This window comes from Citrobacter sp. Ce104, from assembly GCF_030334595.1.
Lineage (GTDB): Bacteria > Pseudomonadota > Gammaproteobacteria > Enterobacterales > Enterobacteriaceae > Citrobacter > Citrobacter europaeus.
The window spans coordinates 79,997-105,721 of the sequence record NZ_JAOWDP010000066.1; the positions used below are offsets into that span (position 1 = coordinate 79,997).

Below are 25,725 nucleotides of genomic sequence, written 5' to 3' on the forward strand. Positions count from 1 at the left end.
TGTAAACATTAATATCTCAATGTAGAAAAAAACACATTTTATTGAATGCAATTACATGAGACTTGACTGGCAAATGAATATAATAAAAAATAACCAAAAATAAAACACGATGTGACAAAACATGTCGTCGAATAGCTGATAACAGCCATTAATTAAGATAATTCATATTTGTTAATTAATATAACGCATTTGTAAAAATGGATGATAGCGACGACAACTGGATGTCATAACCGTGAGATATAAGGCATTCATGTCATGAAGAAGTTTTTAGTTTTTCTGCTTTCGTGCTTTTCAATAAATGTAGCAATTGCAGAAGACTTACAAAATACCGTTAAAGAAGCATTAGCGAATCATCCAGAAGTTAATGCCGCAATAAATAGCCGTTATTCCTCAGAGCAAGAACTGCGGGCGGCACAAGGCGGCTATTTACCGTCCCTGAATCTGAACGCAGAAGCCGGGCGCAAAAATGTTGATGATGCGACTACCCGCGCGGCAGGTCGCAATAACGGTCTGACTCAATCGCCTAACGAAGCGACGCTCAGCCTTGAGCAAAATGTGTTCAACGGTTTTGCCACCAATAGCGAAGTGGCGCGGCAAAAAGCGACCGTTGACTCGCGCGCCTACGGCGTAATGAACACCAGCGAAAGTACCGCTTATGCCGTAATTCAGGCCTATTTCGATGTGCTGCAACGCGAAGAGTTTGTGCGCCTTGCAGAAGACGATCTGGCGAATCATGAGCGCATTTACGACCAGATAAAACTGCGTACCGATCAGGGCGTTGGTCGCTCCGGAGACTTTATGCAGGCCGAAGCGCGTCTGGCCCAGGCGCGTAACAATCTGCTGACCGAGCAGACCAATCTGGAAGACGCGAAAACCACCTTTGTCAGCGTAACGGGCATGGATCCGCAGGGCTTAAGCCAGCCAGAGAGCATTGACTCTCAGCTGCCGACCTCGCTGGAAGAAGCCAAAAGCCGAATGGAGAAAAATAATCCATTACTGAAGTCCGCCAATGCGGATATCGAAGCTGCGCACCAGCAATATGAGGCCTCGAAATCAACTTTCTACCCACGCGTAGACGTAGAGCTTTCCCGCGGGATTAGCAACAACACCGATACCACCCGCGCACACACCGAAGAATGGGAGGCGATGGTTAAACTGCATTACAACCTGTACCAGGGCGGCAGCGACAAAGCCAATATGAACTCCCGCGCTTATCTGCACAAGCAGGCTCAGGATGTGCGCAATAACACGCTTCGCCAGTTGAATCAGGAGCTGCGCCTGGCCTGGACAGCGCTGCAAAACGCACGCGCCCAGCTTCCTTCTGCAGAAGAATATGCCGACCGAAGCGTCAAAGTGCGCACGGCTTATCAGGATCAATTCAGTCTTGGCGAACGTACCCTGCTGGATTTACTCGATAGTGAAAATGAAGTGTTCTCCTCTAAACGTCGCCTTGTTGAATTACGTTATCTGGCAATGACCAGCGGCTATCGAATTAGCGAACGCACCGGTGAATTAATGAATATTCTAAAAATCACACCGCCGCCGTCAGGGCAACCGGTAGATTCTGCAGAAGAAAATAGTTTACCGGAACTTAATTAATAATTATTAATACCCATTAAATCTCTGACCTACATGCTTATTATAAGCTTGCTATTATTTAACCGTGTACGGTCAGAATGGTTGCGAAAATGAGTGCACAAGCCGAATTATTAAATGACGTCCCCGAGAATTATGTTCCGCCAGGTTCTCAATATCACGACCCACGTAGCCATAATGACGATCCGTTATTAGATAGCTTACTTATTCTGTGTTCTCTGCATGGTAAACCGGCGAGTCGTTCAACACTCAGCAGCGGTCTGCCATTAGAAAACGATCGGCTCACGCTGAATATATTTCCACGCGCGGCGGCAAGAGCCGGTTTGAAAGCGCGAGTCGTCAGGCGCACGCTCGATAAAATTCCGGCAATGTCTTTGCCAGCAGTGTTGTTATTGAACGCTGGCGGAACCGGCGTATTGTTAGCATGGAACGATGACGGCAGCGCCCGCTTTATGCCCAGCGAAAGCGAAGGTGGAGAAATTTGCGTCGATTTAGCCACGCTTGAGCGCAACTATGCGGGTAAAGTCATTTTTGCGCATCCGCGTCATGAATTCGATTTGCAGGCGGAAGCCTTCCTGCCACGTACCAAATCCTGGTTTAAAGACACGCTGAAGCTATCACGTTTTCTGTATATGGATGCGGTACTGGCCAGCCTGCTGATCAACCTGATTGCGCTCGGCACGCCGCTTTTTACCATGAACGTCTATGACCGCGTCGTGCCAAACCAGGCAACGGTCACGTTGTGGGTGTTGGCGGTGGGGATTTGTCTGGCCTTTATCTTTGATCTGATCCTGAAAATGCTACGCGGTATCTGTTTGGATCTTGCGGGTAAAAAAAGCGATCTCATCATCTCCTCGACCCTGTTTGAACGCATTACCGGCATGGAGATGAAAGAGCGCCCTGCGCGGGTGGGGAGCTTTGCGCAAAACATTCATGAATTCCAGTCGCTACGTGATTTCCTCTCATCGCTCACGCTGACGACGATTATCGATCTGCCCTTCACCCTATTGCTGCTGATCGTTACCGGCATTATCGGCGGCGCGCTGACATGGATCCCGATACTGACATTGCCGATTGCCTTGCTGTGTAGTTGGGCGCTGCAAAAACCGGTCAACGACGCGGTGGCAAAAACCATGAGCCTCGCCAGCGAACGTCAGGCATTGCTGATTGAAACCCTGGGCAGCCTGGATGCCATCAAAGTGAACAATGCCCAAAGTGAACGCCAGTTCCAGTGGGAACAGACGCTGGGCAGCCTGAGTCGTCTGGAACTGCGCGTCAAAACCTTGTCCAGCCTGGCAAGCAACCTCACCGGCTGGTTCCAGCAAATTTCGGGCGTGGTGATGATCATCGCCGGGGTATACATGATTATCGGCGGTAAGCTGAGTATGGGTGGTTTGATCGCCTGCTACATGCTCAATGGTCGCGCTCTGATGCCGCTGGGCCAGCTTACCGGCCTTATCGCCCGCTATCAGCAGGCGAAGCTCACCATCAAAAATACCGAGAGAATGATGTCGCTGGCGCAGGAGCGTCGCGCGGATGAAAATCCGCTCAAGCGGGAACAGTTACAGGGCAGCATTGAATTTCGCGATGTGGATTTCAGCTATCCGGAACAACAAACCCTGTCGCTGCACAAAATAAACCTGACCATTCAGCCCGGTGAGCGCATCGGCATTATCGGACGCAGCGGTTCCGGTAAAAGTTCACTGAGTAAACTTATCGTCAATTTGTACCAGCCGAGCGCCGGGAATCTGCTGATCGACGGTATCGACTCTCGTCAGTTGGATGTGAACGATCTGCGCCACAGCATCGGCTACGTGCCGCAGGACATCCAGTTGTTCAACGGCACGCTGCGCGACAACCTGCTGTGCGGGGCGCGCTATGTCGACGACGAAACCATGCTGCGAGCGGCAGAACTGGCAGGCGTCAACGATTTCGCCCGTCTGCATCCTGACGGCTATAACCTACAGGTCGGTGAGCGCGGCTCTCAGCTTTCCGGCGGTCAACGGCAGGCGGTGGCGCTCGCGCGCGCGCTGCTGTTGGATCCCCCTCTCCTGCTACTGGATGAACCCACCAGTTCGATGGACAACACCAGCGAAGAGAAGATCAAACACGCGCTGGCTCCCTGCATCGCGGGAAAAACGTTATTACTGGTCACGCACCGCGCCTCCATGCTGTCGCTGGTTGACCGTCTGATTATTGTTGATAAAGGACGCATCATCGCAGACGGCCCGAAAGCGGTAGTGATGGATGCGTTGAAAAAGGGGCAGATTAATGCATCTCGCTGATTTCCTGGCTCGAGCCCGCCGCTACTTACAGCATTACTTTCGCGGCCGTGATGAAAATCAAACCGACAGTATTAATGAGGTCAGCCAGGCCATTATTGATGACGCCCCGAGAGTAATACGACTGACGCTGTGGACGATCCTCGCGCTGGTGGTTTTGTCTTTCGTGTGGGCCGGCTTTGCAAAAATTGATGAAGTTACGCGCGGCGAAGGTAAGGCAATCCCTTCATCTAAGCTGCAAAAAATACAGAACCTGGAAGGGGGGATTGTCACCGAGCTATATGTGCATGAAGGGCAAATCGTTAACGCCGGAACCCCATTACTGCACCTCGATGACACGCGTTTCGCCTCCAACGTTGGCGAAACTGAAGCCGATAAGCTCGGTCTGCGCGCCAAGGTAGAACGCCTGACGGCGGAAGTTGAGAACCGCGACTTTATTATTTCCCCAGAGATAGCCAGCCAGGCGCCGGATGTCGCCCGGGGAGAAACCGAGCTGTACAACAGCCGCCGGGAGCAGTTTCACAACGAAATATCCGGGCTCGAAGAACAGCTGGTGCAGAAAAAACAGGAGTTGCGCGACTTTGAATCGAAGGAGGATCAGTTTAAGCACAGCCTTGGGTTAATCCGTCAGGAAATCAAAATGTCCGAACCGCTGCTCGCCTCAGGCGCCATTTCAAAAGTCGAACTGCTGCGCCTGCATCGTACCGAAGTAGAAACCGCCGGGCAGCTCAATTCTATTAGCCTGTCGCTGCCCAAGGCCGCATCAGAAATTAAAGAGATTGAGAATAAAATCGGTGAAAGCCGTGGCCGTTTCCAGAGCGATGCGCTGGCCCAGCTCAACGAGGCGCGTACCAATCTGAGCAAAACCCAGGCCAGCGTAAAAGCGTTAGAAGACCGGGTGAATCGGACCATGGTCACCTCACCGGTGCGCGGTATCGTTCAGCAGGTGATGGTGAACACTATCGGTGGCGTCATTCAGCCGGGCAGCGACCTGGTGGAAATCGTACCGCTGGATGACAAGCTGTTAATCGAAGCCAAAATACAACCGCGCGATATCGCCTTCCTCCATCCAGGCCAGCATGCGATGGTGAAATTTACCGCTTACGATTACACCATCTATGGCGGTCTGCAAGGCGAAGTGGTGCAGATAAGCCCAGATACCGTGACCGACAAGCAGGGGCGAAGCTTTTATGTTGTGCGCCTGCAAACGGACAAAAACTACCTGGGAACAAAAGAGCATCCGATGCTTATCATTCCCGGCATGGTGGCGAGCGTCGATATTCTCACCGGTAAGAAAACGATTCTGAGCTATTTGTTAAAACCGATTATTCGCGCACGCGCGGAGGCACTCAGAGAACGTTGATCGGTTGTGCTCCCTTTCATTATTGTCAGGGAGCGCAGAAATTATAACGGCATGCAAAAGGAAAGTTTTCCGCGATTCAGGGTGATTTTCCCGTCATTAACCAGCTCCTGTAACACCTTATGGATGGCGCTACGTGAGATATGATTGCGGGTCAAAATAAAGGTATACACGGACGTTTTCTCTCGGACATCGGGCTGCATTGCCCAGATATATTTCACGTGTTCAATAATCTGCTCGCGAATAGTGCGGTGCGATTGCAACGCCTCGCGCTGGAAATAACGTTGAAGATGGTGCGTTAAGATATCAAACGCCTGCTTCCATAAGTTTTTAGCGGTAAACAGAAGATCGGCGTTTTGTACGCTCATCGCCCACATCTCGCAATCGGTGTCACAACGTAAATAGTGTCCGGCCACTTCCGTACGCATTTGTGGCAGACCGAGAATAGCCGGTGCAGAAATACTCACCGTGACTAAATCATTTTCCACGCGATAAACAGAGACAGTCCCTTTCTCCAGAAATAAGATATTGCCATCAATCTTCAAATCAATACGCTGACGTTTTTTACGTAACGACAGCCAGGCATTATCTGACTTCTTCATTTCATCGCCAACGAGCACTACAGCATTTTCAATTTCTTTCTGGAACATAGGACTCTCTACCGCAAATTAAGGCTTTGTCAAATGAGGATAAATTTACTTAGCACGAAAAATAAATGTCAGCCTGCAAACAAGCTGACATTTATTCCCTTCTACATCTACCACCAACATTCCCTGGTGCCGTTGACGCGTTCAGGCTTCTGCTCTTTTCGCGTGGTGGTGCCAGGCAGTATAGGGCGCTGTCCATAAAGAATTAATGGCAATCATCTTTGTCGATATTTTTTCATCTTTCTGTTCTTTGCAACATAGCCAAAAAGATACAATCAATTGATTTATATATGGTTTATTTTCATTAAAAAGTTATCATTGTTGTTATATTATGATACTAAATTGAAACACTTAGCGGTTCTCGCTGTAGAGTCGGGTCCATACTGGTGGTCTTTATGGGCAAAGTGGTATCATGACTCACCAACCGCCTGGCGCATCAGCAAGAGTAGAGACCTTATGTCTGAGACTGGCAATGTCAGTTATCTGATTGAAAAAATAATAATATTTACGCCAGCGACGCAATGTCTGGCGCGGGTAGATCAACCCAATCAACGGATAAAACTCAAACACTCGGCGTCATTATGTCTTTTATTACTTATTCAACATCGCGGGCAAGTGGTTTCACAAAACGAACTGCTGGAATTCGGCTGGGGTAAAAATCACCGTCAGGTGAGCTTCAACGCCTTTTATCAAAGTATTCTCTCTTTACGTAAAAGTCTGCTACAACTAGAGCTGGAACAACCGCTTATCACCACGATCCCCCGCAAAGGGCTAATCATTCAGGATGAATGTGATATTCAGGTGATTGAAACACCAGAAGACAGCCCTTCTTCTACGGTTGAACATTTAGCACCGGATGTCGCCATCGAAGAACTATTGCCTTGCGCACCGCGTCAACCTTTGATGACTACTGCAGAAATGGTAATGCTGACCATTACCCTGATAATTTGTGTGCTTATATTGTATCCGTGGCAAACCAGCGATAACTATTTCTCTGGCTATATCACTGTGGGCAAAGCCCCCACTGACTGTCAGTATTATTTTAATAACGATGCCAGTAATTTCTCTCGACATACCGCGTTTATCGATAAAAATCCGGGGCTGTGTCAAAGCCATAAATTTATCTATATCACCACCTATCCTGAATCCAAAAAATTGTCCGTGCTTGTGTGTCGCTCACCGATGAAAGCCAGGCAGGAAAATGCCTGTCAGTCGGTTTATTACCCACGGTATGATAGCTAATGAATTTTTATCCCAGAACGTCCCGCATTCAGACAGGTATTATCCTGCTGCTTTGTTTTGTTACGCTAATTGTCGCCGTCGTCTATCGGTACAGCAAAAACAATGGCGAGTTACATAATCTTACCTGCCGTTCAGCTATCGAGATTGTACGCAATACCACTTCGTTCCGTGGCATCATTGATATAAAAACCGGCGGCAGCAAAGGTATTGTTAATATTGATGGCATTATCAAAGATGCCGAAAATAATGAGCAGACCGTGCAGCGCATGGTACTTTTTACACAATCCAGCTACGGCTCAAGCCCGGTCTGGATTTCGCAGAAAATCCAGATCTCTAATCGTGAAACGGCACCCGCCACTCTCATTCAGGAATTACTCCCCGACTTTTTCCTGACCAACACCAGCGTATCTAACGTCGATTTTTTTGCGCTGAATAGCGAGACGTATCTGATTACCAAAGAGGGGATCCCCTATCTCTACTGCCAGAACTATGCGTTGCCGGAAAATGAATAATCAATAAGGGTTCTGACGGCAAAACCTACGGGTGAATCTCAGTCGTTGTCGGTGATAAGATAGGCCATTCTGGTCGAACCAAGGCTCGTCGTTACTGCCCTTCAGGCGGCTTTCGAATGACAAATTTGTGGGTTTATGTGAGTTTCCAGGGGCTCACGTGAGACTGCCCAGGTACCCAAAAAGATTAAAAAAAGAGCAAAAACAATATGAAAGAGTCACTTGATACGGACTTCACTAACCATACGCCCATGATGCAGCAGTATCTCAAGCTGAAGGCTCAGCACCCGGAAATACTGCTGTTTTACCGCATGGGCGACTTTTACGAACTGTTTTATGACGATGCGAAACGCGCGTCTCAGCTGCTTGATATCTCCCTGACCAAACGCGGTGCATCTGCGGGCGAGCCAATCCCGATGGCGGGCATTCCTCATCATGCCGTAGAAAACTACCTCGCCAAGCTGGTCAATCAGGGCGAGTCCGTTGCTATTTGTGAGCAAATTGGCGATCCGGCGACCAGCAAAGGTCCCGTTGAGCGCAAGGTGGTGCGTATTGTCACGCCAGGCACCATCAGTGATGAAGCACTGCTGCAGGAACGCCAGGACAACCTGCTGGCTGCCATCTGGCAGGACAGTAAAGGTTATGGTTACGCAACGCTTGATATCAGCTCCGGGCGTTTTCGTGTCAGTGAACCTGCTGACCGCGAAACCATGGCCGCAGAATTGCAGCGCACCAACCCCGCGGAACTGCTGTATGCCGAAGATTTCGCCGAAACCTCACTGATTGAAGGGCGTCGCGGCCTGCGTCGTCGCCCGCTGTGGGAATTCGAAATTGATACCGCCCGCCAGCAGTTAAACCTGCAGTTTGGCACGCGGGATTTAATCGGCTTTGGCGTGGAAAACGCGCCCCGCGGACTTTGCGCTGCCGGTTGTCTGTTGCAGTACGTAAAAGATACCCAGCGCACCTCGCTGCCGCATATTCGTTCCATCACCATGGAGCGCCAGCAGGACAGCATCATCATGGACGCCGCCACTCGCCGCAATCTGGAAATTACCCAGAACCTGGCAGGCGGCTTTGAAAACACGCTGGCTTCGGTACTCGACTGCACCGTAACGCCGATGGGTAGCCGTATGCTCAAGCGCTGGCTGCATATGCCGGTGCGCGACACTAAAATCCTCACCGAGCGCCAACAGACCATCGGCGCGCTGCAGGATACCACCAGCGAATTACAACCCGTACTGCGCCAGGTCGGCGACCTGGAACGTATTCTGGCCCGCCTGGCCCTGCGTACCGCGCGCCCACGCGATCTGGCCCGGATGCGTCATGCTTTCCAGCAATTACCGGAACTGCGCGCACAGCTGGAAAACGTAGACAGTGCCCCCGTGCAAATGCTGCGCGAGAAAATGGGTGAGTTTACCGAGCTGCGTGAACTGCTGGAACGCGCCGTGGTGGAAGCTCCGCCGGTGCTGGTACGCGACGGCGGCGTCATTGCCCCGGGCTACAACGAAGAGCTGGACGAATGGCGGGCGCTGGCTGATGGCGCAACCGACTACCTCGACAGACTGGAAATCCGCGAACGCGAACGCACCGGTCTGGACACGCTGAAGGTCGGGTTTAACGCCGTACACGGCTACTATATTCAGATCAGCCGCGGGCAAAGTCATCTGGCGCCGATTAACTACGTGCGTCGCCAGACGTTGAAAAACGCCGAACGCTACATTATTCCGGAACTGAAAGAGTACGAAGACAAAGTTCTGACCTCAAAAGGCAAAGCGCTGGCGCTGGAAAAACAGCTGTACGACGAACTGTTCGACATACTGCTGCCGCACCTGGCTGATTTGCAACAGAGCGCCAGCGCGTTGGCGGAACTGGACGTACTGGTCAACCTCGCGGAACGTGCTTATACCCTGAATTACACCTGCCCGACCTTCACCGACAAGCCTGGTATTCGTATTACCGAGGGACGTCATCCGGTGGTGGAACAGGTGCTGACCGAGCCGTTTATTGCTAACCCACTTAACCTCTCGCCTCAGCGACGGATGCTGATCATCACCGGCCCGAACATGGGGGGTAAAAGTACCTATATGCGCCAGACCGCGTTGATTGCTCTGCTGGCCTATATCGGCAGCTACGTTCCGGCGCAGAAAGTGGAGATCGGGCCTATCGATCGCATCTTTACCCGCGTTGGCGCGGCGGATGATCTGGCATCCGGTCGCTCTACCTTCATGGTAGAAATGACCGAAACCGCCAACATTCTGCACAACGCCACCGAGAACAGCCTGGTGCTGATGGATGAGATTGGACGCGGCACCTCCACCTACGACGGCCTGTCGCTGGCGTGGGCGTGCGCAGAAAACCTGGCCAATAAAATCAAAGCATTAACATTATTTGCCACCCACTACTTCGAACTGACTCAGTTACCGGAGAAGATGGAGGGCGTAGCAAATGTGCATCTGGATGCGTTAGAGCACGGCGATACCATCGCCTTCATGCACAGCGTACAGGATGGCGCGGCGAGCAAGAGCTATGGCCTGGCGGTCGCAGCCCTGGCAGGTGTGCCGAAAGAGGTTATTAAACGCGCACGGCAAAAACTGCGTGAACTGGAAAGCATCGCGCCGAATGTTGCTGCGACCCAGGTCGACGGCACACAGATGTCGCTGCTATCGGTTCCGGAAGAAACATCACCCGCCGTTGAAGCGCTGGAAAATCTCGATCCGGATTCGCTAACGCCCCGCCAGGCGCTGGAGTGGATCTACCGACTGAAGAGTCTGGTGTAACGTTGTAATGCCCGATGGCGCCTGGTTTATTGGGCCTACAACAACTGGCGCGAACTTCGGGAATGGGTGCGAGAGGACAAAACCAGACCATCAGGACGCGGGGTTCCCCCCGCGTTGTTGCTACTTCTTCGGTTCGTAAGCGAGAACAGCTTTAAACTCCATATTACGCTCTTTGATACTTAACTCGCACAGCGAATCTCGTACCATTAACGTAAATCCCAGCACCGTGAAACACAGCACTACAATCGCCACCAGGGCATATTTTGTCAGCATGTCTTGCCTCCCTGCAAAGAAGAGACTAACATCCAAATGGTCTAGGTTTGAACGCTAGCCTCAGGTTGATAGAACTATCTCCTGGGGCTTTTGTCTTTCCGGGACCTTGCAAATGCTCAAAGCTCAGAAAGCCTCAAGCACCCGCCGCTATTCTATTCCAGGCGCCATCTCCTCGAACAATTTAAGCCATTTGCTACGAGCCTGCTCGCAAAATAACGAACCCCGGATATTCCGAGGCTAAATATTAGTGCGTTGTGACGCTGCGCTTATCGGGCCGACATGAACTACCATTTCCAGGCCCCTCAGCGTTGCGCCATCGGCGTACAAGTCTGAAGAATGACGCCAGAAATAGAATCTTTGCTATATTGCCTGACCGTATAGCTCGGCGGTTCACTAACGGTAATATCTGTATAATTAGCGTACGTAACACGTTGTTCCCGAAAAAGTTCACGCACTGTATTCGCCATTTCAGGATTTCCAGGAAAATCGACCCGCAGGGTTGAAAGATCGAGCTCACTACGTATTTTTCGCTGCTCTTCCTGGATATTTTCTTCCGCCGAAACAGACACATACATATAGGGCTTTTCTGCATTAACGATTGAATAGGTTATCGCACTATCATAATAGAGGTGATGAAATTGCCGACCCGTTATCGTCATTACGGACATAATCTGTACTGGAATTGTGCCATCCCCACTCTTAACGTCCATGTGGGCCTGACATTTAATAACAGAGCCAACGGACCCGCTATTATAGATTTGCATGATTTGTTCATGTGATGCGCTTTGCGCGCCAGAACTCATTCCCAGTAAAGATAATAAAACGACTCGCCGATAGAGTGACATATTTCTGAAAACATCCTTGTTGTCATGCTGCAAAAAAGAACTTAAGCAATTGTATACCGGGTAAGGCGAAGCCGCACCCGGCTATGTTGATTAGCGCTTATCTTCCGCCAGCAGCGGCGGGATACTCGGCACCATCGGCGCATCATCAATATCTTTTTGCGTCATGCGAAACGCTTGCGGGTAGTGCTCGCGGCTGGTGCGGCGTAGCGGTTCGGTATTACGCCAGGTGTACAGACAATGCTGGCACTGATATACCGTCCAGACGCCTTTCACCGGCGAGTTTGCCATCACTTCAATATGTTCATCGGCACAACGTGGACAAATCATCTGCTACTCCTTATTTACGGTTGGCCAGCATGGCGGTCAGCTTTTCAGCCCAGGCTTTCGTTTCCGGTAAATCGCATACCGGCTGGCTGTAGTGCCCACGGTTATCCGGCGCAACCGGCGTGGTCGCATCAATAATTAACTTGTCGGTAATCCCCGCCGGGCTGGAACCCGGATCAAGTTCCAGCACCGACATATTCGGCAGTTGCACCAGATCTCCCGCCGGATTGACCTTCGAAGACAGCGCCCACATCACCTGCGGCAGGTTGAACGGGTCAACATCCTCATCAACCATAATCACCATTTTCACGTAACCCAGGCCATGCGGCGTCGTCATTGCGCGCAGCCCCACCGCGCGGGCAAAGCCGCCGTAGCGTTTTTTGGTGGAGATAATCGCCAGCAAACCGTGGGTGTACATGGCGTTTACCGCCTGCACTTCCGGGAATTCAGCTTTCAGCTGTTGATAAAGCGGTACGCAGGTTGCAGGACCCATCAGGTAGTCAATCTCCGTCCACGGCATCCCCAGATACAGCGATTCAAAGATCGGTTTGGTGCGATAAGAGACTTTATCGATACGCACGACGGTCATGTTACGTCCACCGGAATAGTGACCGGTAAACTCACCAAACGGACCTTCGATTTCACGTTTACGGCTTTCAATGACCCCTTCAAGGATCACTTCTGACCCCCAGGGTACGTCAAAGCCGGTGAGCGGTGCGGTAGCGATTGGGTACGGACTTTCACGCAGCGCTCCCGCCATTTCGTATTCCGACTGATCGTACTTCAGCGGCGTGGCTCCCATCAGGGTGATGATCGGATCGTTACCCAGCGTGATGGCGATCGGCAGATCTTCACCACGTTCTTCGGCTTTATGCAGATGCAGCGCAATATCGTGCATCGGCACCGGTTGCAGACCAAGCTTGCGCTTGCCCTTGACTTCCATACGATAGATGCCGACGTTCTGTTTGCCAAAATTGTCAGGATCCAGCGGATCGCGCGACACCACGCAGGCTTTATCAAGATAAAAACCCCCGTCGCCATCGTTGAGGCGAAACAGCGGCAGAATATCAAACAGGTTGATCTCATCACCATCAACACAGTTTTCAGCCCACGCAGGGTTGGCACGACGCTCCGGCGTAACCGGAAATTTATCCCAACGGCGGATAAACTCATCAATCTGTTTTTTCACCGGGGTATTTGGCGGCAGACCTAAAGAGATGGCGTGATTCTGCCACGAGCCGATGGTGTTCATCGCCACGCGGGCGTCGGTAAATCCACGAATATTGTCAAACCACAGCGCCGGGGCACCGTCGCCAATACGCCCGGTTGCGTTGGCCGCCGCCGCCAGATCCGGCTCGGCGTTGACCTCTTCACTGATTTTCAGCAGTTGCCCCTGGTCGTCCAGCGCCTGCAAAAAGCTGCGCAAATCATCAAATGCCATTATTCATTCTCCTGTGCAAAATTCTGCGCCTGTCGTAATCCCTGCCAGCGACGGGCGTTGGGGTGTTCCAGACCAAACTGATCGAGCACGCGAGCCACAATGTGCTGCGTGATGTCATCGACCGTTTGCGGGTGGTTATAAAACGCGGGCATCGGGGGAACCATCGCGACGCCCATGCGGGAAAGCGCGAGCATGTTTTCCAGATGAATGGTGCTAAGCGGCATTTCACGCGGCACCAGTACCAGCTTGCGCCCTTCTTTCAGCACCACATCAGCGGCACGCCCTACCAGTCCTTCCGCGTAGCCTGCACGAATACCGGCCAAGGTTTTCATACTGCAGGGGATAATGATCATGCCGTCAGTACGAAACGACCCGGAGGAGATGGTTGCCGCCTGGTCTGCCGGGTTGTGGCAAAAATCGGCCAACGCAGACACCTCGCGGACGCTGTACGGCGTTTCCAGTTCAATTGTGGTTTTGGCCCACTTTGACAGCACCAGATGAGTTTCCACCCCCGGCATTTCCCGCAGCGCCTGCAGTAGCGACACGCCAAGCGGTGCGCCGGTTGCCCCGGTCATTCCTACAATCAGTCTCATGCAATCCTCAAGTTTGTTCGTGTACGAACATTTTATCAAAATACTCCCTCGATGCATTTCGGGCAAGAGCAACTCGCACTGATTGCTAAAGCAGCAATGGTTAAACTATGACGCGTTACCCGTTATGATAGAGACTGACAGAAATCCCGGAGTTCTCATGCGGTTACGAAATACAGCCTTCCACCTTTTACGCCAGCTTTTTCAGCATCATACGGCTCGCTGGCAACATGAATTACCGGATCTGACCAAACCACAGTATGCGGTGATGCGCGCCATTGCCGAACAGCCCGGCATTGAGCAGGTTACCCTGACCGAGGCAGCAGTCTGTACCAAAGCGACGCTTGCGGAAATGCTGAGCCGGATGGAAAAACGCGATCTGGTCAAGCGTGAGCACGATCCAGCGGATAAGCGTCGGCGGTTTGTTTATTTAACCGCGCAAGGAGAGGCATTACTGGCCAGCGCCACTCCGTTAGGCAATAGCGTGGATGAGGAGTTTCTGGGGCGATTATCCGATGAAGAGCGTGAGCAGTTCACTCGTCTGGTGAGTAAGATGATGAACTAATCTGCCGGATGGCGACATAAATGTCTTATCCGGCCTACAAAGTCCAGCTCCCCGTAGGCCTGATAAACGCAGTGCCATCAGGCAACAAACATAGAAAAAGGCCAGTCCCAATGAGACTGGCCTTTCTTGATAGAACTTGTGCTTACTCGCGGAATAGCGCTTCGATATTCAGCCCTTGAGTCTGCAGAATTTCACGCAGACGACGCAGACCTTCAACCTGAATCTGGCGAACACGTTCACGAGTGAGACCAATTTCACGGCCCACATCTTCCAGTGTCGCAGCTTCGTACCCCAGCAGACCAAAACGACGTGCCAGCACTTCACGCTGTTTGGCGTTCAGTTCGAACAGCCATTTGACGATGCTTTGTTTCATATCATCGTCTTGCGTGGTGTCTTCCGGACCGTTTTCCTTTTCATCGGCCAGAATATCCAGCAACGCTTTTTCGGAATCGCCACCCAGAGGGGTGTCTACCGAGGTAATACGCTCGTTGAGTCGGAGCATACGGCTGACGTCATCAACCGGTTTATCCAGTTGTTCAGCAATCTCTTCTGCGCTCGGTTCGTGGTCCAGTTTATGCGACAACTCACGCGCGGTACGCAGATAGACGTTCAGCTCTTTTACAATGTGAATCGGCAGTCGGATCGTACGGGTTTGGTTCATAATCGCCCGTTCGATCGTCTGGCGGATCCACCAGGTTGCGTATGTTGAGAAGCGGAACCCGCGTTCCGGGTCAAACTTCTCGACTGCACGGATAAGTCCCAGATTGCCCTCTTCAATCAGGTCCAGCAATGCCAGACCACGATTGCCATAACGACGAGCAATTTTCACCACCAGACGCAGGTTACTTTCAATCATGCGACGGCGGGATGCGACATCCCCACGCAGTGCGCGACGCGCAAAATAAACTTCTTCTTCGGCTGTTAACAGTGGTGAATAACCAATCTCACCAAGGTAAAGCTGAGTCGCGTCCAACACACGCTGTGTGGCCCCCTGCGATAACAGCTCTTCTTCAGCCAGGTCGTTATCACTGGGTTCCTCTTCACTCAAGGCTTTTTCATCAAAAGCCTCTACTCCGTTCTCATCAAATTCCGCATCTTCATTTAAATCATGAACTTTCAGCGTATTCTGACTCATAAAGGTGGCTCCTACCCGTGATCCCTAACGGAACTAGCACGTGAAAGCCTGGTTCCGCCGAATTATCGCTGCGGTAAATAACGCAGCGGGTTTACGGATTTCCCCTTGTAACGAATTTCAAAATGCAAGCGTGTTGAACTGGTTCCGGTGCTACCCATGGTAGCTATTTTCTGCCCCGCCTTGATTTCTTGTTGTTCCCGGACCAGCATCGTATCGTTATGGGCGTAGGCGCTCAGGTAATCATCGTTATGTTTGATGATAATAAGATTACCGTAACCACGCAGCGCATTACCGGCATAAACGACGCGTCCATCTGCGGTCGCGACAATAGCCTGTCCTTTGCTGCCTGCAATGTCGATCCCTTTATTGCCACCTTCGGTAGCCGCAAAGTTTTCGATCACTTTGCCGTCAGTCGGCCAGCGCCAGGTAGAGATTGGCGAGCTTGTCGACGTTGAGCTTGCAGTTGATTCGGTTGCGCTAACTGCTGGAGCCGTTACAGGCGCTGTGACCACGGTCCCAGCAGGCTTGTTGTTCGGCAACATTTTATTAGCACTTTGTTCACCTGAATCCTCAGAATACGTAATTGTTGGTTTCGAAGCAACAGCAACGGTGGAATTTTGTGCAGGGTTGGTCACAACTCCTTGCTGTGCTGCATCCGCCTGGGTGATGGCATTTCCACCGGTAATCGGTGCGCCAGACGCGTTGCCCACTTGCAGAGTTTGACCGACATTCAGGCCATACGGGGCCGGAACGTTATTGCGTTGTGCGAGGTCACGGAAATCGTTCCCGGTGATCCAGGCAATATAAAAAAGGGTATCGCCTTTCTTAACAGTATAGGTACTGCCGCCCGTGTAGCTACCTTTCGGAATATTCCCATACTTACGGTTGTACACAATACGACCGTTTTCCATCTGTACAGGCTGCTGTGCGACAGGCTGGATTTGCGTTGGCTGCGTGGTTGGTTGCTGCACCGGCTGGATCTGTGGCGTCTGCTGTACTGTCGACGTCGAGCCCATTTTAGGCGGAGGTGTAATCAGCATGCCGGAACTGGTGTTCGTAGATGAACTGCCGGCAACGGAGCTGACTGGCGCTGGTGGATTCGAGGTGTTAGAACAACCTGCCAGCCATAATGAAACCAGTGACAATGCCGCAATACGGCGAACGGTAAATTTTTGGCTTCCCGCGCTCATTTATCCCCCAGGAAAATTTGGTTAAAACCAGTGACGTAATCACCGTGCAAAGCATCGACACGATACGCTGACTAATTCCAGAATATCCAGGAAAACTCCAGGTATTCAGAGCCAGTATCTACGCAAGCTCCCCCTTCACAAGGGGAACGAAACGTACGGCCTCCACGGTATCGATAATAAATTCGCCTCCCCGACGACGCACCCGTTTTAAAAACTGGTGCTCATCGCCCACGGGTAAGACGAGAATGCCGCCCTCATCCAGCTGCATCATCAATGCGGTTGGGATCTCGGGCGGCGCTGCCGTTACAATGATAGCGTCAAACGGGGCTCGCGCCTGCCAGCCTTGCCATCCATCACCATGACGGGTCGAAACATTATGTAAATCAAGCTGCTTGAGGCGACGACGTGCCTGCCACTGCAAACCTTTAATGCGCTCAACGGAGCATACATGATGCACCAGGTGCGCCAGAATCGCCGTCTGGTAGCCAGAGCCGGTACCAATTTCCAGCACCCGGGACTGCGGCGTTAGCTCAAGCAGTTCAGTCATCCGCGCAACCATATAGGGCTGCGAAATCGTCTGCCCCTGGCCAATCGGCAGGGCAATATTGTCCCAGGCCTTATGTTCAAACGCCTCATCAATGAATTTTTCACGCGGCACGGCGGCGAGCGCATCGAGAACAAGCTCATCTCTGATGCCCTGTGCACGTAATTGTTCAAGAAGAGTGTGTACGCGTCTGCTTACCATTGCGTGTCGGCTCCCACGCTGTCTAACCAGTCAGAAACCACCTCATGCGCGCCGTATGCGGTTAAATCGACATGCAGCGGCGTGATGGAAACATAGCCTTCATCGACGGCGGCAAAATCCGTATCCGGCCCGGCGTCGCATTTTTCACCCGGCGGCCCGATCCAGTACAGCGTATTACCGCGCGGATCCTGCTGTGGAATCACCTGATCCGCCGGATGGCGACTGCCGCAGCGGGTGACGCGAATTCCTTTAATTTGATCCAGCGGTAAATCCGGCACGTTGATATTCAAAATGCGACCGGTGCGCAGCGGTTCACGGCTCAGCGCCCGTAAGATACGACAGGTTACTGCGGCAGCAGTATCGTAGTGTTTATGCCCATCGAGCGAGACAGCCAGCGCAGGGAACCCCAGATGACGACCTTCCATCGCCGCCGCAACGGTACCGGAATAAATAACATCATCACCCAGATTAGGACCCGCGTTAATACCAGAAACGACAATGTCCGGACGCGGACGCATTAACGCGTTTACGCCCAGATAGACGCAATCGGTAGGCGTACCCATTTGTACGGCGATATCGCCGTTATCATAGGTAAACGTGCGAAGTGAGGATTCCAGCGTCAGCGAGTTAGACGCGCCACTGCGGTTACGATCCGGGGCAACCACCTGTACGTCAGCAAACTCACGCAGCGCTTTCGCCAGCGTTTGTATACCGGGTGCGTGGACCCCATCATCGTTACTCAGCAATATACGCATAATCACCCATTGTGTTAATAAGTTCCCTTACAACACTGGTGGCGAAGCTACCTGCCGGTAGCCAGAAGCGTAACTCAACGGTTACGTCATCCCACCAGTTCCAGCTTAATTGTTGTGGATACAGCAACATAGCGCGACGCGACGCGTCAACTTTCTCGCGCAATAACAGAGACTGCAGCGCGGTTTCATCAGCAATAGCGGCTTCTTCAAACGCCAGCGCGTCGCGCTGAGTTCCCCACTCACCGCTGCCCGGTAATGCTGCTGTTACCATCAATTCTTTCTCATCGACGCGACGCTGTAATTCAGTTTGTTCTTCCAGTGTGGCGACAAACCAGCTTCCACGTCCCGACAATTGTAGCGCATCGCCGTCAACAACTTGATTAAAGTCTGTTTTTTTCAAGCGTTCACTGACTATCTGATTAAACAACGCGCTACGGGCCGCCGACAACCAAAAACTGCGTTTATTGCGATCGCGCACCGGCGCATCGCTTTGCGCCCAGCGCAGCGCCCCTTGCAGGTTGCTGCCGCCGATACCAAAACGCTGAGCGCCAAAATAGTTCGGTACGCCGCGCTCGCCAATCGCCTGTAAACGCGCTTCAACGTCATTGCGCTCGCTCACTTCACGCAGCACCAGCGTAAATTCGTTGCCCTTCAGCGCCCCTAAACGCAGCTTACGCTTGTGGCGCGCGTACTCCAGCACTTTACAGCCTTCAAGCTCAAATTTGCTTAAATCAGGCATCGCATTGCCGGGGACGCGTGCGCACAGCCACTGTTCCGTAACCGCATGTTTATCTTTCTGCCCGGCAAAGCTTACTTCACGGGCGTGAATTTTCAGGAACTTCGCCAGCGCGTCAGCCACAAAACGGGTATTACAGCCGTTTTTTAGGATGCGCACCAAAATGTGCTCGCCTTCGCCATCCGGTTCGAAGCCTAAATCCTCGACGACGACAAAGTCTTCCGGATTCGCTTTCAGAACGCCATGGCCCAGTGGTTTGCCATGGAGATACGTCAGATCTTCAAACGCAGTCATTTCGTTGCCTTAATGAGTAACGCCACCGCTTCACAGGCAATCCCTTCCCCACGCCCGGTAAAACCGAGTTTTTCCGTGGTGGTCGCTTTCACGTTAACATCATCCATATGGCAGCCGAGATCTTCGGCAATAAACACGCGCATTTGCGGAATGTGCGGCAGCATCTTCGGCGCCTGAGCAATAATCGTCACATCCACATTACCAAGCGTATAGCCTTTGGCCTGAATACGCCGCCAGGCTTCACGCAATAATTCACGGCTATCTGCACCTTTAAAGGCCGGGTCGGTATCCGGGAAGAGTTTACCGATATCCCCCAGCGCCGCCGCGCCCAGCAGAGCATCAGTTAGCGCATGTAACGCCACGTCGCCATCAGAATGCGCCAGCAATCCTTTTTCGTATGGGATGCGTACACCACCAATGATAATTGGGCCAACTCCGCCAAAAGCGTGTACGTCGAAACCGTGTCCAATTCGCATTATGCCTTCTCCTGATATACACAGCATCCTGCAGGCTGCCTCGTTGCAGCGTGAAGGATGAGGTGTCTAGATAGTTCGGGTCAGATAAAATTCCGCCAGCGCCAGATCTTCCGGGCGAGTGACTTTGATGTTGTCAGCGCGTCCTTCAACCAGTTGCGGATGAAAGCCGCAATATTCCAGCGCCGAGGCTTCGTCCGTAATGGTTGCGCCTTCGTTGAGCGCACGGGTCAGGCAGTCGTGCAACAGCTCACGAGGAAAAAACTGTGGCGTCAACGCATGCCATAAATCGGTGCGATCGACCGTATGAGCAATGTCTGTTCGGCCCGGCTCCGCGCGCTTCATCGTGTCGCGTACGGGCGCCGCCAGGATCCCGCCGGTGCGGCTGGTCTCACTTATTGCCAGTAAACGGGCTAAATCATCCGGGTGCAGGCACGGACGAGCGGCATCATGCACCAGTACCCAGTTGGCTTCCCCTGCGGCTTGCAAACCGGCAAGGACAGAATCAGCACGCTCGTTGCCGCCATCCACTACGGTAATTTGCGGATGCGCAGCGAGTGGAAGTTGGGCAAAGCGGCTGTCGCCTGGGCTGATAGCGATGACGACTCGCGTCACCCGGGGATGAGCCAGCAGCGCATCAACCGAGTGTTCAAGAATGGTTTTATTGCCAATAGAGAGGTACTGCTTAGGACACTCTGTTTGCATTCGGCGGCCAAACCCGGCAGCCGGCACCACGGCGCAAACGTCCAATAAAGTGGCTGCCATGTTAAATCCCTGGACGGTTTATCGATTGTTTTGCCCTGCAGTCTGAGCGCGTTTAGACGCGTCAGGTACCAGACGATAAAAGGTTTCGCCCGGCTTAGTCATGCTGAGTTCGTTACGCGCGCGCTCCTCGATAGCCTCTTGTCCACCATTGAGGTCGTCAATTTCGGCAAAGAGCTGATCGTTACGCGCTTTAAGTTTCGCGTTTGTAGCTTGCTGCGCAGCAACATCATCGTTGACGCGACTATAGTCATGTATGCCGTTCTTACCGAACCACAGCGAATACTGCAGCCAGACTAATAAAGCCAGCAACAGCAGCGTTAGTTTACCCATCCTGCCCCCTGAAAAACGGCATTAACATCCCATAACTTCCGCAGACGACTTTACATCAACGGGCGGGAATGCCGCGACAACGCGGGCAAATGTACCACATTTGCCCGTTGTTACGTATACCCCGTGTAAGGAGAACATAATCTCATTGTTGGTTACGGTTTGAATTATGGCCAGAGAGTGAACAACCGCGGCGATTATGCGAAATTGACGTGAGCTTAACCCAATAACCACAAAAATAGTGCTCCAAACATAGCCCCAACCACCAGCAGGGTACAGGTAATGCTCAGCAACAACCGTCCTTTTAATAGCGAGTGCAGGGCAATACCCGCGACGATCGCCACGGGCAACAATGCGAGGAAAAAGGGCCAGGTATAAATAAAGAAAAACAGTGTATTAGGGCCATACATCAGACACGGAAATCCCAGCGCCAGCAACCACGCTGCAAATCCGACCACGGCCCCCGGAAGTGACCAGGTGGTTTCGTCGTCGGCAGCGAAGGTATCTGACTCTGTAATAGTAATGTTATGGCTGTTACGCATATCTAATCCTGTGACCGTGACTGACCGGGCATACAAGCTCGGGTGTCTCAGGATCTGATAATATCTTCCTGCCTCAGCAGGTCTAATAATTGGGGTACCAAATTTGTTACCAATTGTTCACCATCAAGATGAATCTCTGGCGATTCAGGCGCTTCGTATACTGAGTCAATTCCGGTAAAATTGCGCAACTCCCCCGCCCGCGCTTTTTTATACAGCCCTTTTGGATCGCGTGCTTCACACGTTGCTAATGGCGTATCGACAAAAACCTCAATAAAACGCCCCTCTCCCACGCGCTCACGGACCATTTGTCGCTCGGCGCGATGCGGAGAGATAAAAGCGGTCAACACCACCAGACCGGCATCGACCATCAGGTTAGCCACTTCGCCAACCCGACGAATATTCTCCTTGCGGTCGGCATCGCTAAACCCGAGATCGCTGCACAGACCGTGACGCACGTTATCACCATCCAGCAGATAAGTGCTCACCCCCAACTTATGCAGCGCCTCTTCCAGCGCCCCTGCTACCGTGGATTTACCGGAACCAGACAGCCCGGTAAACCACAGCACAACACCACGATGACCGTGGCGTTGTTCCCGCTGTTGCGGTGTAACAGGATGGGCATGCCAGACGACGTTTTCGTCATGCAACGCCATTATTTGCCTCCCAGCAGATCGCGCGCACCCCAGTGTGGGAAGTGGCGACGCACCAGCGCGTTAAGCTCCAGCTCAAACGCGCTGAACTGAGAAGCCGCGACGTGCTCCTGGACGATTGGCTCACGCACCAGGCCCGCGCCAACGGTAACGTTGGTCAGGCGATCAATGATAATCAGCCCACCCGTAACCGGATTCTGCTGATAGGTATCCAGCACCAGCGGCTCGTCAAAGGTCAAATTAACCAGACCGATGCCGTTTAGCGGCAGCGCTTCAACGTCACGTTGAGTCAGGTTATTAATATCGACCTGATACTGCACGCTATCAACGCGTGCGCGAGTCTTCTTGCCTGCAACTTTGATGTCATAGCTCTGCCCTGCCGACAACGGCTGCTCCGCCATCCACACCACATCAACGGCAGCGCTTTGTACCGCTGGCAATGCTTCACCGGCATCAAGCAGCAGGTCGCCCCGGCTGATGTCGATCTCATCTTTCAGCACCAGGGTGATTGCTTCGCCTGCATGCGCTTCCTGTAAATCGCCATCAAAAGTCACGATCCGCGCCACGCTGGACTCAACGCCAGACGGCAACACTTTGACGCGTTGCCCGACCTTCACGCTACCGGAGGCCAGCGTCCCGGCATAACCACGGAAATCCAGATTCGGTCGGTTCACATACTGCACCGGGAAACGCATCGGCTGAGTATCAACAATGCGCTGGATCTCAACGGTTTCCAGCACTTCCAGCAGCGTTGGACCGCTGTACCACGGCATGCTGGCGCTTTGCGAAGCCACGTTGTCGCCTTCCAGTGCAGAAAGCGGCACAAACCGGATATCCAGGTTACCCGGCAGTTGTTCAGCAAAAGTAAGATAGTCTTCGCGAATGCGATTAAATGTCTCCTCGCTAAAGTCCACCAGATCCATTTTGTTGATCGCCACCACCAGGTGTTTGATCCCAAGCAACGTAGAGATAAAGCTGTGACGACGAGTCTGATCCAGCACGCCTTTACGCGCATCGATCAATAGGATCGCCAGATCGCAGGTCGACGCCCCGGTCGCCATGTTACGGGTGTACTGCTCATGTCCGGGAGTGTCCGCAATAATAAATTTACGCTTCTCGGTAGAGAAATAACGGTAAGCCACGTCGATGGTGATGCCCTGCTCGCGCTCGGCCTGCAAGCCGTCAACCAATAACGCCAGATCGAGCTTTTCGCCCTGAGTACCGTGACGTTTACTGTCGTTGTGCAGCGATGAAAGCTGATCTTCATAAATCTGACGCGTGTCGTGCAGCAGACGGCCAATCAGGGTACTTTTCCCGTCATCCACGCTACCGCAGGTTAAAAAACGCAGCAGACTTTTGTGTTGCTGGGCGACCATCCAGGCTTCAACGCCGCCTTCATTAGCAATTTGTTGTGCAAGTGTCGTGTTCATGGCGGCTCCTTAGAAATACCCCTGACGTTTCTTCAGCTCCATGGAGCCCGCCTGGTCGCGGTCAATCACGCGCCCCTGACGTTCACTGGTGGTTGAGACCAGCATCTCTTCGATGATTTCCGGCAGCGTCTGCGCATTCGACTCCACCGCGCCTGTCAGCGGCCAGCAACCAAGCGTACGGAAACGCACCATGCGCTTTTTAATCACTTCCCCAGGTTGCAGATCGATTCTGTCGTCATCAATCATCATCAGCATGCCGTTGCGTTCCAGCACCGGACGCTCCGCCGCCAGGTATAGCGGCACGATGTCGATATTTTCCAGCCAGATGTACTGCCAGATATCCTGTTCAGTCCAGTTAGAGAGCGGGAATACGCGAATGCTTTCGCCCTTGTTAATCTGCCCGTTGTAGTTGTGCCACAGCTCCGGGCGCTGATTTTTCGGATCCCAGCGATGAAAACGATCGCGGAAAGAGTAAATGCGCTCTTTAGCACGCGATTTCTCTTCGTCGCGACGAGCACCACCGAACGCGGCGTCAAAACCGTATTTGTTCAGCGCCTGCTTCAACCCTTCGGTTTTCATAATGTCGGTATGCTTGGCGCTACCATGGACAAACGGGTTGATGCCCATCGCCACCCCTTCCGGGTTTTTATGCACCAGTAGTTCACAGCCGTAGGCTTTCGCCGTGCGGTCACGAAACTCGTACATCTCGCTGAATTTCCAGCCGGTATCAACGTGCAACAGGGGGAACGGCAGCGTACCAGGATAAAACGCTTTGCGCGCCAGATGCAGCATTACGCTGGAATCTTTGCCGATGGAATACATCATCACCGGATTAGAAAACTCGGCGGCCACCTCACGAATGATATGGATGCTTTCCGCTTCCAGTTGCCGCAGGTGGGTAAGTCGTTTTTGATCCATAACCGTTCCTATGTAATGCCGTTATTTTGCTAACGATGCTCAGATAACCTGACTATAGGGAGGGCAAGGAGGCGAATGAAATTACGAATTGGAATGAGTAGTTCCTCAAAGGAATAACGATCTGGAAAAGCAAATATCAAAAAGTGCTTAAGCTACCGAATTTAGGGCATTTAGGAGCAAATGAAATTGTTTTACCTCGATCACGGTTTCATACTAGCGGCTGAAAATTTTTGCTTGGTATTTAAGGACTCACTATGTTTTCCGCATTGCGCCACCTGACTACCGCCCTGGCGCTCGGCGCGTGCTTCATCCTTCCCGCACAGGCAACATCCTCCAAACCTGGAGATATCGCAAATACCCAGGCTCGATATATCGCAACGTTTTTCCCAGGCCGCGTGACGGGATCTCCGGCAGAAATGTTATCTGCTGATTATATACGTCAGCAATTTCAACAGATGGGCTATAGCAGCGATATTCGGACGTTTAATAGCCGTTATGTTTATACCGCTAAAGATAACCGTAAAAACTGGCATAACGTAACGGGAAGCACCGTTATTGCAGCACATGAAGGTAAAGCGCCGCAGCAGATTATTATCATGGCGCACCTCGACACCTACGCCGCACAAAGCGACGCCGATTCAGATGCCAATCTGGGTGGACTAACCCTGCAAGGTATCGACGACAACGCCGCCGGTGTTGGCGTGATGCTGGAACTGGCGGAAAAACTCAAAAACGTGCCGACGCAATACGGCATCCGATTTATCGCCACCAGCGGCGAGGAAGAAGGCAAACTGGGCGCGGAGAACATTCTGAAGCGAATGAGCGCTGCAGAGAAGAAAAACACGCTGCTGGTTATCAACCTCGATAACCTGATTGTCGGCGATAAGCTCTATTTCAATAGCGGTAAGAAAACCCCGGAAGCGGTGCGAAAATTGACGCGCGACCGGGCGCTGGCTATCGCGCACAGTCGCGGTATCGTTGCCAGCACCAATCCAGGTCTGAACAAAGACTATCCGAAAGGCACTGGATGTTGTAACGATGCAGAGGTCTTCGACAACGCGGGCATTTCCGTTCTCTCCGTTGAAGCGACCAACTGGAACCTGGGCAAGAAAGATGGCTATCAACAGCGCGCCAAAAGCGCCTCGTTCCCGGCAGGCAACAGCTGGCACGATGTGCGACTGGATAACCAGCAGCATATCGATAAAGCGTTACCGGGCAGGATAGAACACCGTAGCCGCGATGTGGTACGCATTATGCTGCCGCTGGTAAAAGAACTGGCAAAAGCGGGTAAATCCTGAAGAAGTGGTCCGGTAG

General features: G+C 52.3%; 26 protein-coding genes. 8 read left to right on the forward strand and 18 right to left on the reverse strand.

What is annotated here, in order from left to right; translation table 11 throughout:
• Positions 1–255: 255 nt before the first annotated feature.
• From OGW16_RS16735 to OGW16_RS16745, 3 genes are all read left to right on the forward strand, one after another.
• Positions 256–1,599, forward strand: a complete 1,344-nt coding sequence (locus OGW16_RS16735; protein ID WP_075145708.1) for a TolC family outer membrane protein — start codon at positions 256–258, stop codon at positions 1,597–1,599.
• 89 nt (positions 1,600–1,688) lie between these two features.
• The gene (locus OGW16_RS16740) at positions 1,689–3,881 is read left to right on the forward strand and encodes a type I secretion system permease/ATPase (protein WP_286518635.1); all 2,193 of its coding nucleotides are present in this window, start codon (positions 1,689–1,691) and stop codon (positions 3,879–3,881) included.
• Positions 3,868–5,241, forward strand: coding sequence for an HlyD family type I secretion periplasmic adaptor subunit (locus OGW16_RS16745; protein WP_075145706.1), 1,374 nt, complete (start codon positions 3,868–3,870; stop codon positions 5,239–5,241). The genes OGW16_RS16740 and OGW16_RS16745 overlap by 14 nt, the downstream gene beginning before the upstream one ends.
• Before the next feature lie 41 nt (positions 5,242–5,282).
• Here OGW16_RS16745 and OGW16_RS16750 read toward each other — a convergent pair whose 3' ends face one another.
• Positions 5,283–5,888 carry a helix-turn-helix domain-containing protein gene (locus OGW16_RS16750; RefSeq protein ID WP_043017374.1) on the reverse strand — a complete coding sequence of 202 codons (606 nt, stop codon included), beginning with the start codon at positions 5,886–5,888 and terminating at the stop codon, positions 5,283–5,285.
• 339 nt (positions 5,889–6,227) lie between these two features.
• Between OGW16_RS16750 and OGW16_RS16755 the strand changes: the two genes are divergently transcribed.
• From OGW16_RS16755 to mutS, 3 genes are all read left to right on the forward strand, one after another.
• The gene (locus OGW16_RS16755) at positions 6,228–7,127 is read left to right on the forward strand and encodes a winged helix-turn-helix domain-containing protein (protein WP_227093582.1); all 900 of its coding nucleotides are present in this window, start codon (positions 6,228–6,230) and stop codon (positions 7,125–7,127) included.
• Entirely contained in the window at positions 7,127–7,639 is a 513-nt protein-coding gene (locus OGW16_RS16760; protein ID WP_043017376.1) for a YqeJ family protein, read from the forward strand. Before OGW16_RS16755 ends, OGW16_RS16760 begins: the two co-directional genes overlap by 1 nt.
• Positions 7,640–7,845: 206 nt before the next feature.
• Positions 7,846–10,413, forward strand: a complete 2,568-nt coding sequence (gene mutS, locus OGW16_RS16765) for a DNA mismatch repair protein MutS (RefSeq protein WP_286518636.1) — start codon at positions 7,846–7,848, stop codon at positions 10,411–10,413.
• A 120-nt stretch (positions 10,414–10,533) separates the two neighbouring features.
• Here mutS and OGW16_RS16770 read toward each other — a convergent pair whose 3' ends face one another.
• The 5 genes from OGW16_RS16770 to OGW16_RS16790 form a co-directional block, all read right to left on the reverse strand.
• On the reverse strand, positions 10,534–10,686 hold the full coding sequence (locus OGW16_RS16770; RefSeq protein ID WP_043017378.1) for a Hok/Gef family protein: 153 nt from the start codon (positions 10,684–10,686) through the stop codon (positions 10,534–10,536).
• Between the two features lie 302 nt (positions 10,687–10,988).
• Entirely contained in the window at positions 10,989–11,531 is a 543-nt protein-coding gene (locus tag OGW16_RS16775; protein ID WP_047409081.1) for a hypothetical protein, read from the reverse strand.
• 90 nt (positions 11,532–11,621) lie between these two features.
• Positions 11,622–11,858: a non-oxidative hydroxyarylic acid decarboxylases subunit D gene (locus OGW16_RS16780; protein ID WP_038633131.1), complete on the reverse strand. Its 237-nt coding sequence runs from the start codon at positions 11,856–11,858 to the stop codon at positions 11,622–11,624.
• Between the two features lie 10 nt (positions 11,859–11,868).
• Positions 11,869–13,296, reverse strand: a complete 1,428-nt coding sequence (locus OGW16_RS16785) for a non-oxidative hydroxyarylic acid decarboxylases subunit C (protein WP_003825816.1) — start codon at positions 13,294–13,296, stop codon at positions 11,869–11,871.
• Complete coding sequence (locus tag OGW16_RS16790; RefSeq protein ID WP_043017381.1) at positions 13,296–13,889, reverse strand: non-oxidative hydroxyarylic acid decarboxylases subunit B; 594 nt, start codon at positions 13,887–13,889, stop codon at positions 13,296–13,298. Before OGW16_RS16790 ends, OGW16_RS16785 begins: the two co-directional genes overlap by 1 nt.
• 157 nt (positions 13,890–14,046) lie before the next feature.
• Between OGW16_RS16790 and OGW16_RS16795 the strand changes: the two genes are divergently transcribed.
• The gene (locus tag OGW16_RS16795) at positions 14,047–14,451 is read left to right on the forward strand and encodes a MarR family winged helix-turn-helix transcriptional regulator (RefSeq protein WP_080626161.1); all 405 of its coding nucleotides are present in this window, start codon (positions 14,047–14,049) and stop codon (positions 14,449–14,451) included.
• A 142-nt stretch (positions 14,452–14,593) separates the two neighbouring features.
• On the opposite strand, the gene rpoS is transcribed toward OGW16_RS16795, so the two are convergent.
• The 12 genes from rpoS to cysD all read right to left on the reverse strand — a co-directional run bounded on the left by rpoS (position 14,594) and on the right by cysD (position 24,411).
• A complete protein-coding gene (rpoS, locus tag OGW16_RS16800; protein WP_000081498.1) occupies positions 14,594–15,586 on the reverse strand; it encodes an RNA polymerase sigma factor RpoS in 993 nt (330 codons plus the stop codon).
• Positions 15,587–15,648: 62 nt separating this feature from the next.
• Positions 15,649–16,731, reverse strand: a complete 1,083-nt coding sequence (gene nlpD / locus OGW16_RS16805; RefSeq protein ID WP_286518637.1) for a murein hydrolase activator NlpD — start codon at positions 16,729–16,731, stop codon at positions 15,649–15,651.
• Between the two features lie 163 nt (positions 16,732–16,894).
• A complete protein-coding gene (locus tag OGW16_RS16810; RefSeq protein WP_003034172.1) occupies positions 16,895–17,521 on the reverse strand; it encodes a protein-L-isoaspartate(D-aspartate) O-methyltransferase in 627 nt (208 codons plus the stop codon).
• Positions 17,515–18,276: a 5'/3'-nucleotidase SurE gene (gene surE / locus OGW16_RS16815; RefSeq protein ID WP_003825728.1), complete on the reverse strand. Its 762-nt coding sequence runs from the start codon at positions 18,274–18,276 to the stop codon at positions 17,515–17,517. The genes OGW16_RS16810 and surE overlap by 7 nt, the downstream gene beginning before the upstream one ends.
• Positions 18,257–19,306 carry a tRNA pseudouridine(13) synthase TruD gene (gene truD, locus OGW16_RS16820; RefSeq protein WP_043017385.1) on the reverse strand — a complete coding sequence of 350 codons (1,050 nt, stop codon included), beginning with the start codon at positions 19,304–19,306 and terminating at the stop codon, positions 18,257–18,259. The genes surE and truD overlap by 20 nt, the downstream gene beginning before the upstream one ends.
• Positions 19,303–19,782, reverse strand: coding sequence for a 2-C-methyl-D-erythritol 2,4-cyclodiphosphate synthase (gene ispF, locus OGW16_RS16825; protein WP_003034167.1), 480 nt, complete (start codon positions 19,780–19,782; stop codon positions 19,303–19,305). Before ispF ends, truD begins: the two co-directional genes overlap by 4 nt.
• Before the next feature lie 66 nt (positions 19,783–19,848).
• Positions 19,849–20,544: a 2-C-methyl-D-erythritol 4-phosphate cytidylyltransferase gene (ispD, locus tag OGW16_RS16830; protein WP_047409074.1), complete on the reverse strand. Its 696-nt coding sequence runs from the start codon at positions 20,542–20,544 to the stop codon at positions 19,849–19,851.
• Positions 20,545–20,562: 18 nt separating this feature from the next.
• Entirely contained in the window at positions 20,563–20,874 is a 312-nt protein-coding gene (ftsB, locus tag OGW16_RS16835) for a cell division protein FtsB (RefSeq protein ID WP_003034163.1), read from the reverse strand.
• Between the two features lie 215 nt (positions 20,875–21,089).
• Complete coding sequence (locus OGW16_RS16840; RefSeq protein ID WP_043017387.1) at positions 21,090–21,413, reverse strand: DUF3561 family protein; 324 nt, start codon at positions 21,411–21,413, stop codon at positions 21,090–21,092.
• A gap of 47 nt (positions 21,414–21,460) precedes the next feature.
• A complete protein-coding gene (gene cysC / locus OGW16_RS16845) occupies positions 21,461–22,066 on the reverse strand; it encodes an adenylyl-sulfate kinase (RefSeq protein ID WP_043017388.1) in 606 nt (201 codons plus the stop codon).
• Positions 22,066–23,493 carry a sulfate adenylyltransferase subunit CysN gene (cysN, locus tag OGW16_RS16850; RefSeq protein WP_087052059.1) on the reverse strand — a complete coding sequence of 476 codons (1,428 nt, stop codon included), beginning with the start codon at positions 23,491–23,493 and terminating at the stop codon, positions 22,066–22,068. Before cysN ends, cysC begins: the two co-directional genes overlap by 1 nt.
• Before the next feature lie 9 nt (positions 23,494–23,502).
• On the reverse strand, positions 23,503–24,411 hold the full coding sequence (gene cysD / locus OGW16_RS16855) for a sulfate adenylyltransferase subunit CysD (RefSeq protein WP_286518638.1): 909 nt from the start codon (positions 24,409–24,411) through the stop codon (positions 23,503–23,505).
• Between the two features lie 254 nt (positions 24,412–24,665).
• On the opposite strand from cysD, the gene OGW16_RS16860 reads away from it, so the two are divergent.
• Positions 24,666–25,709: an aminopeptidase gene (locus tag OGW16_RS16860; RefSeq protein ID WP_047409063.1), complete on the forward strand. Its 1,044-nt coding sequence runs from the start codon at positions 24,666–24,668 to the stop codon at positions 25,707–25,709.
• The last annotated feature ends 16 nt before the right edge of the window (positions 25,710–25,725 follow it).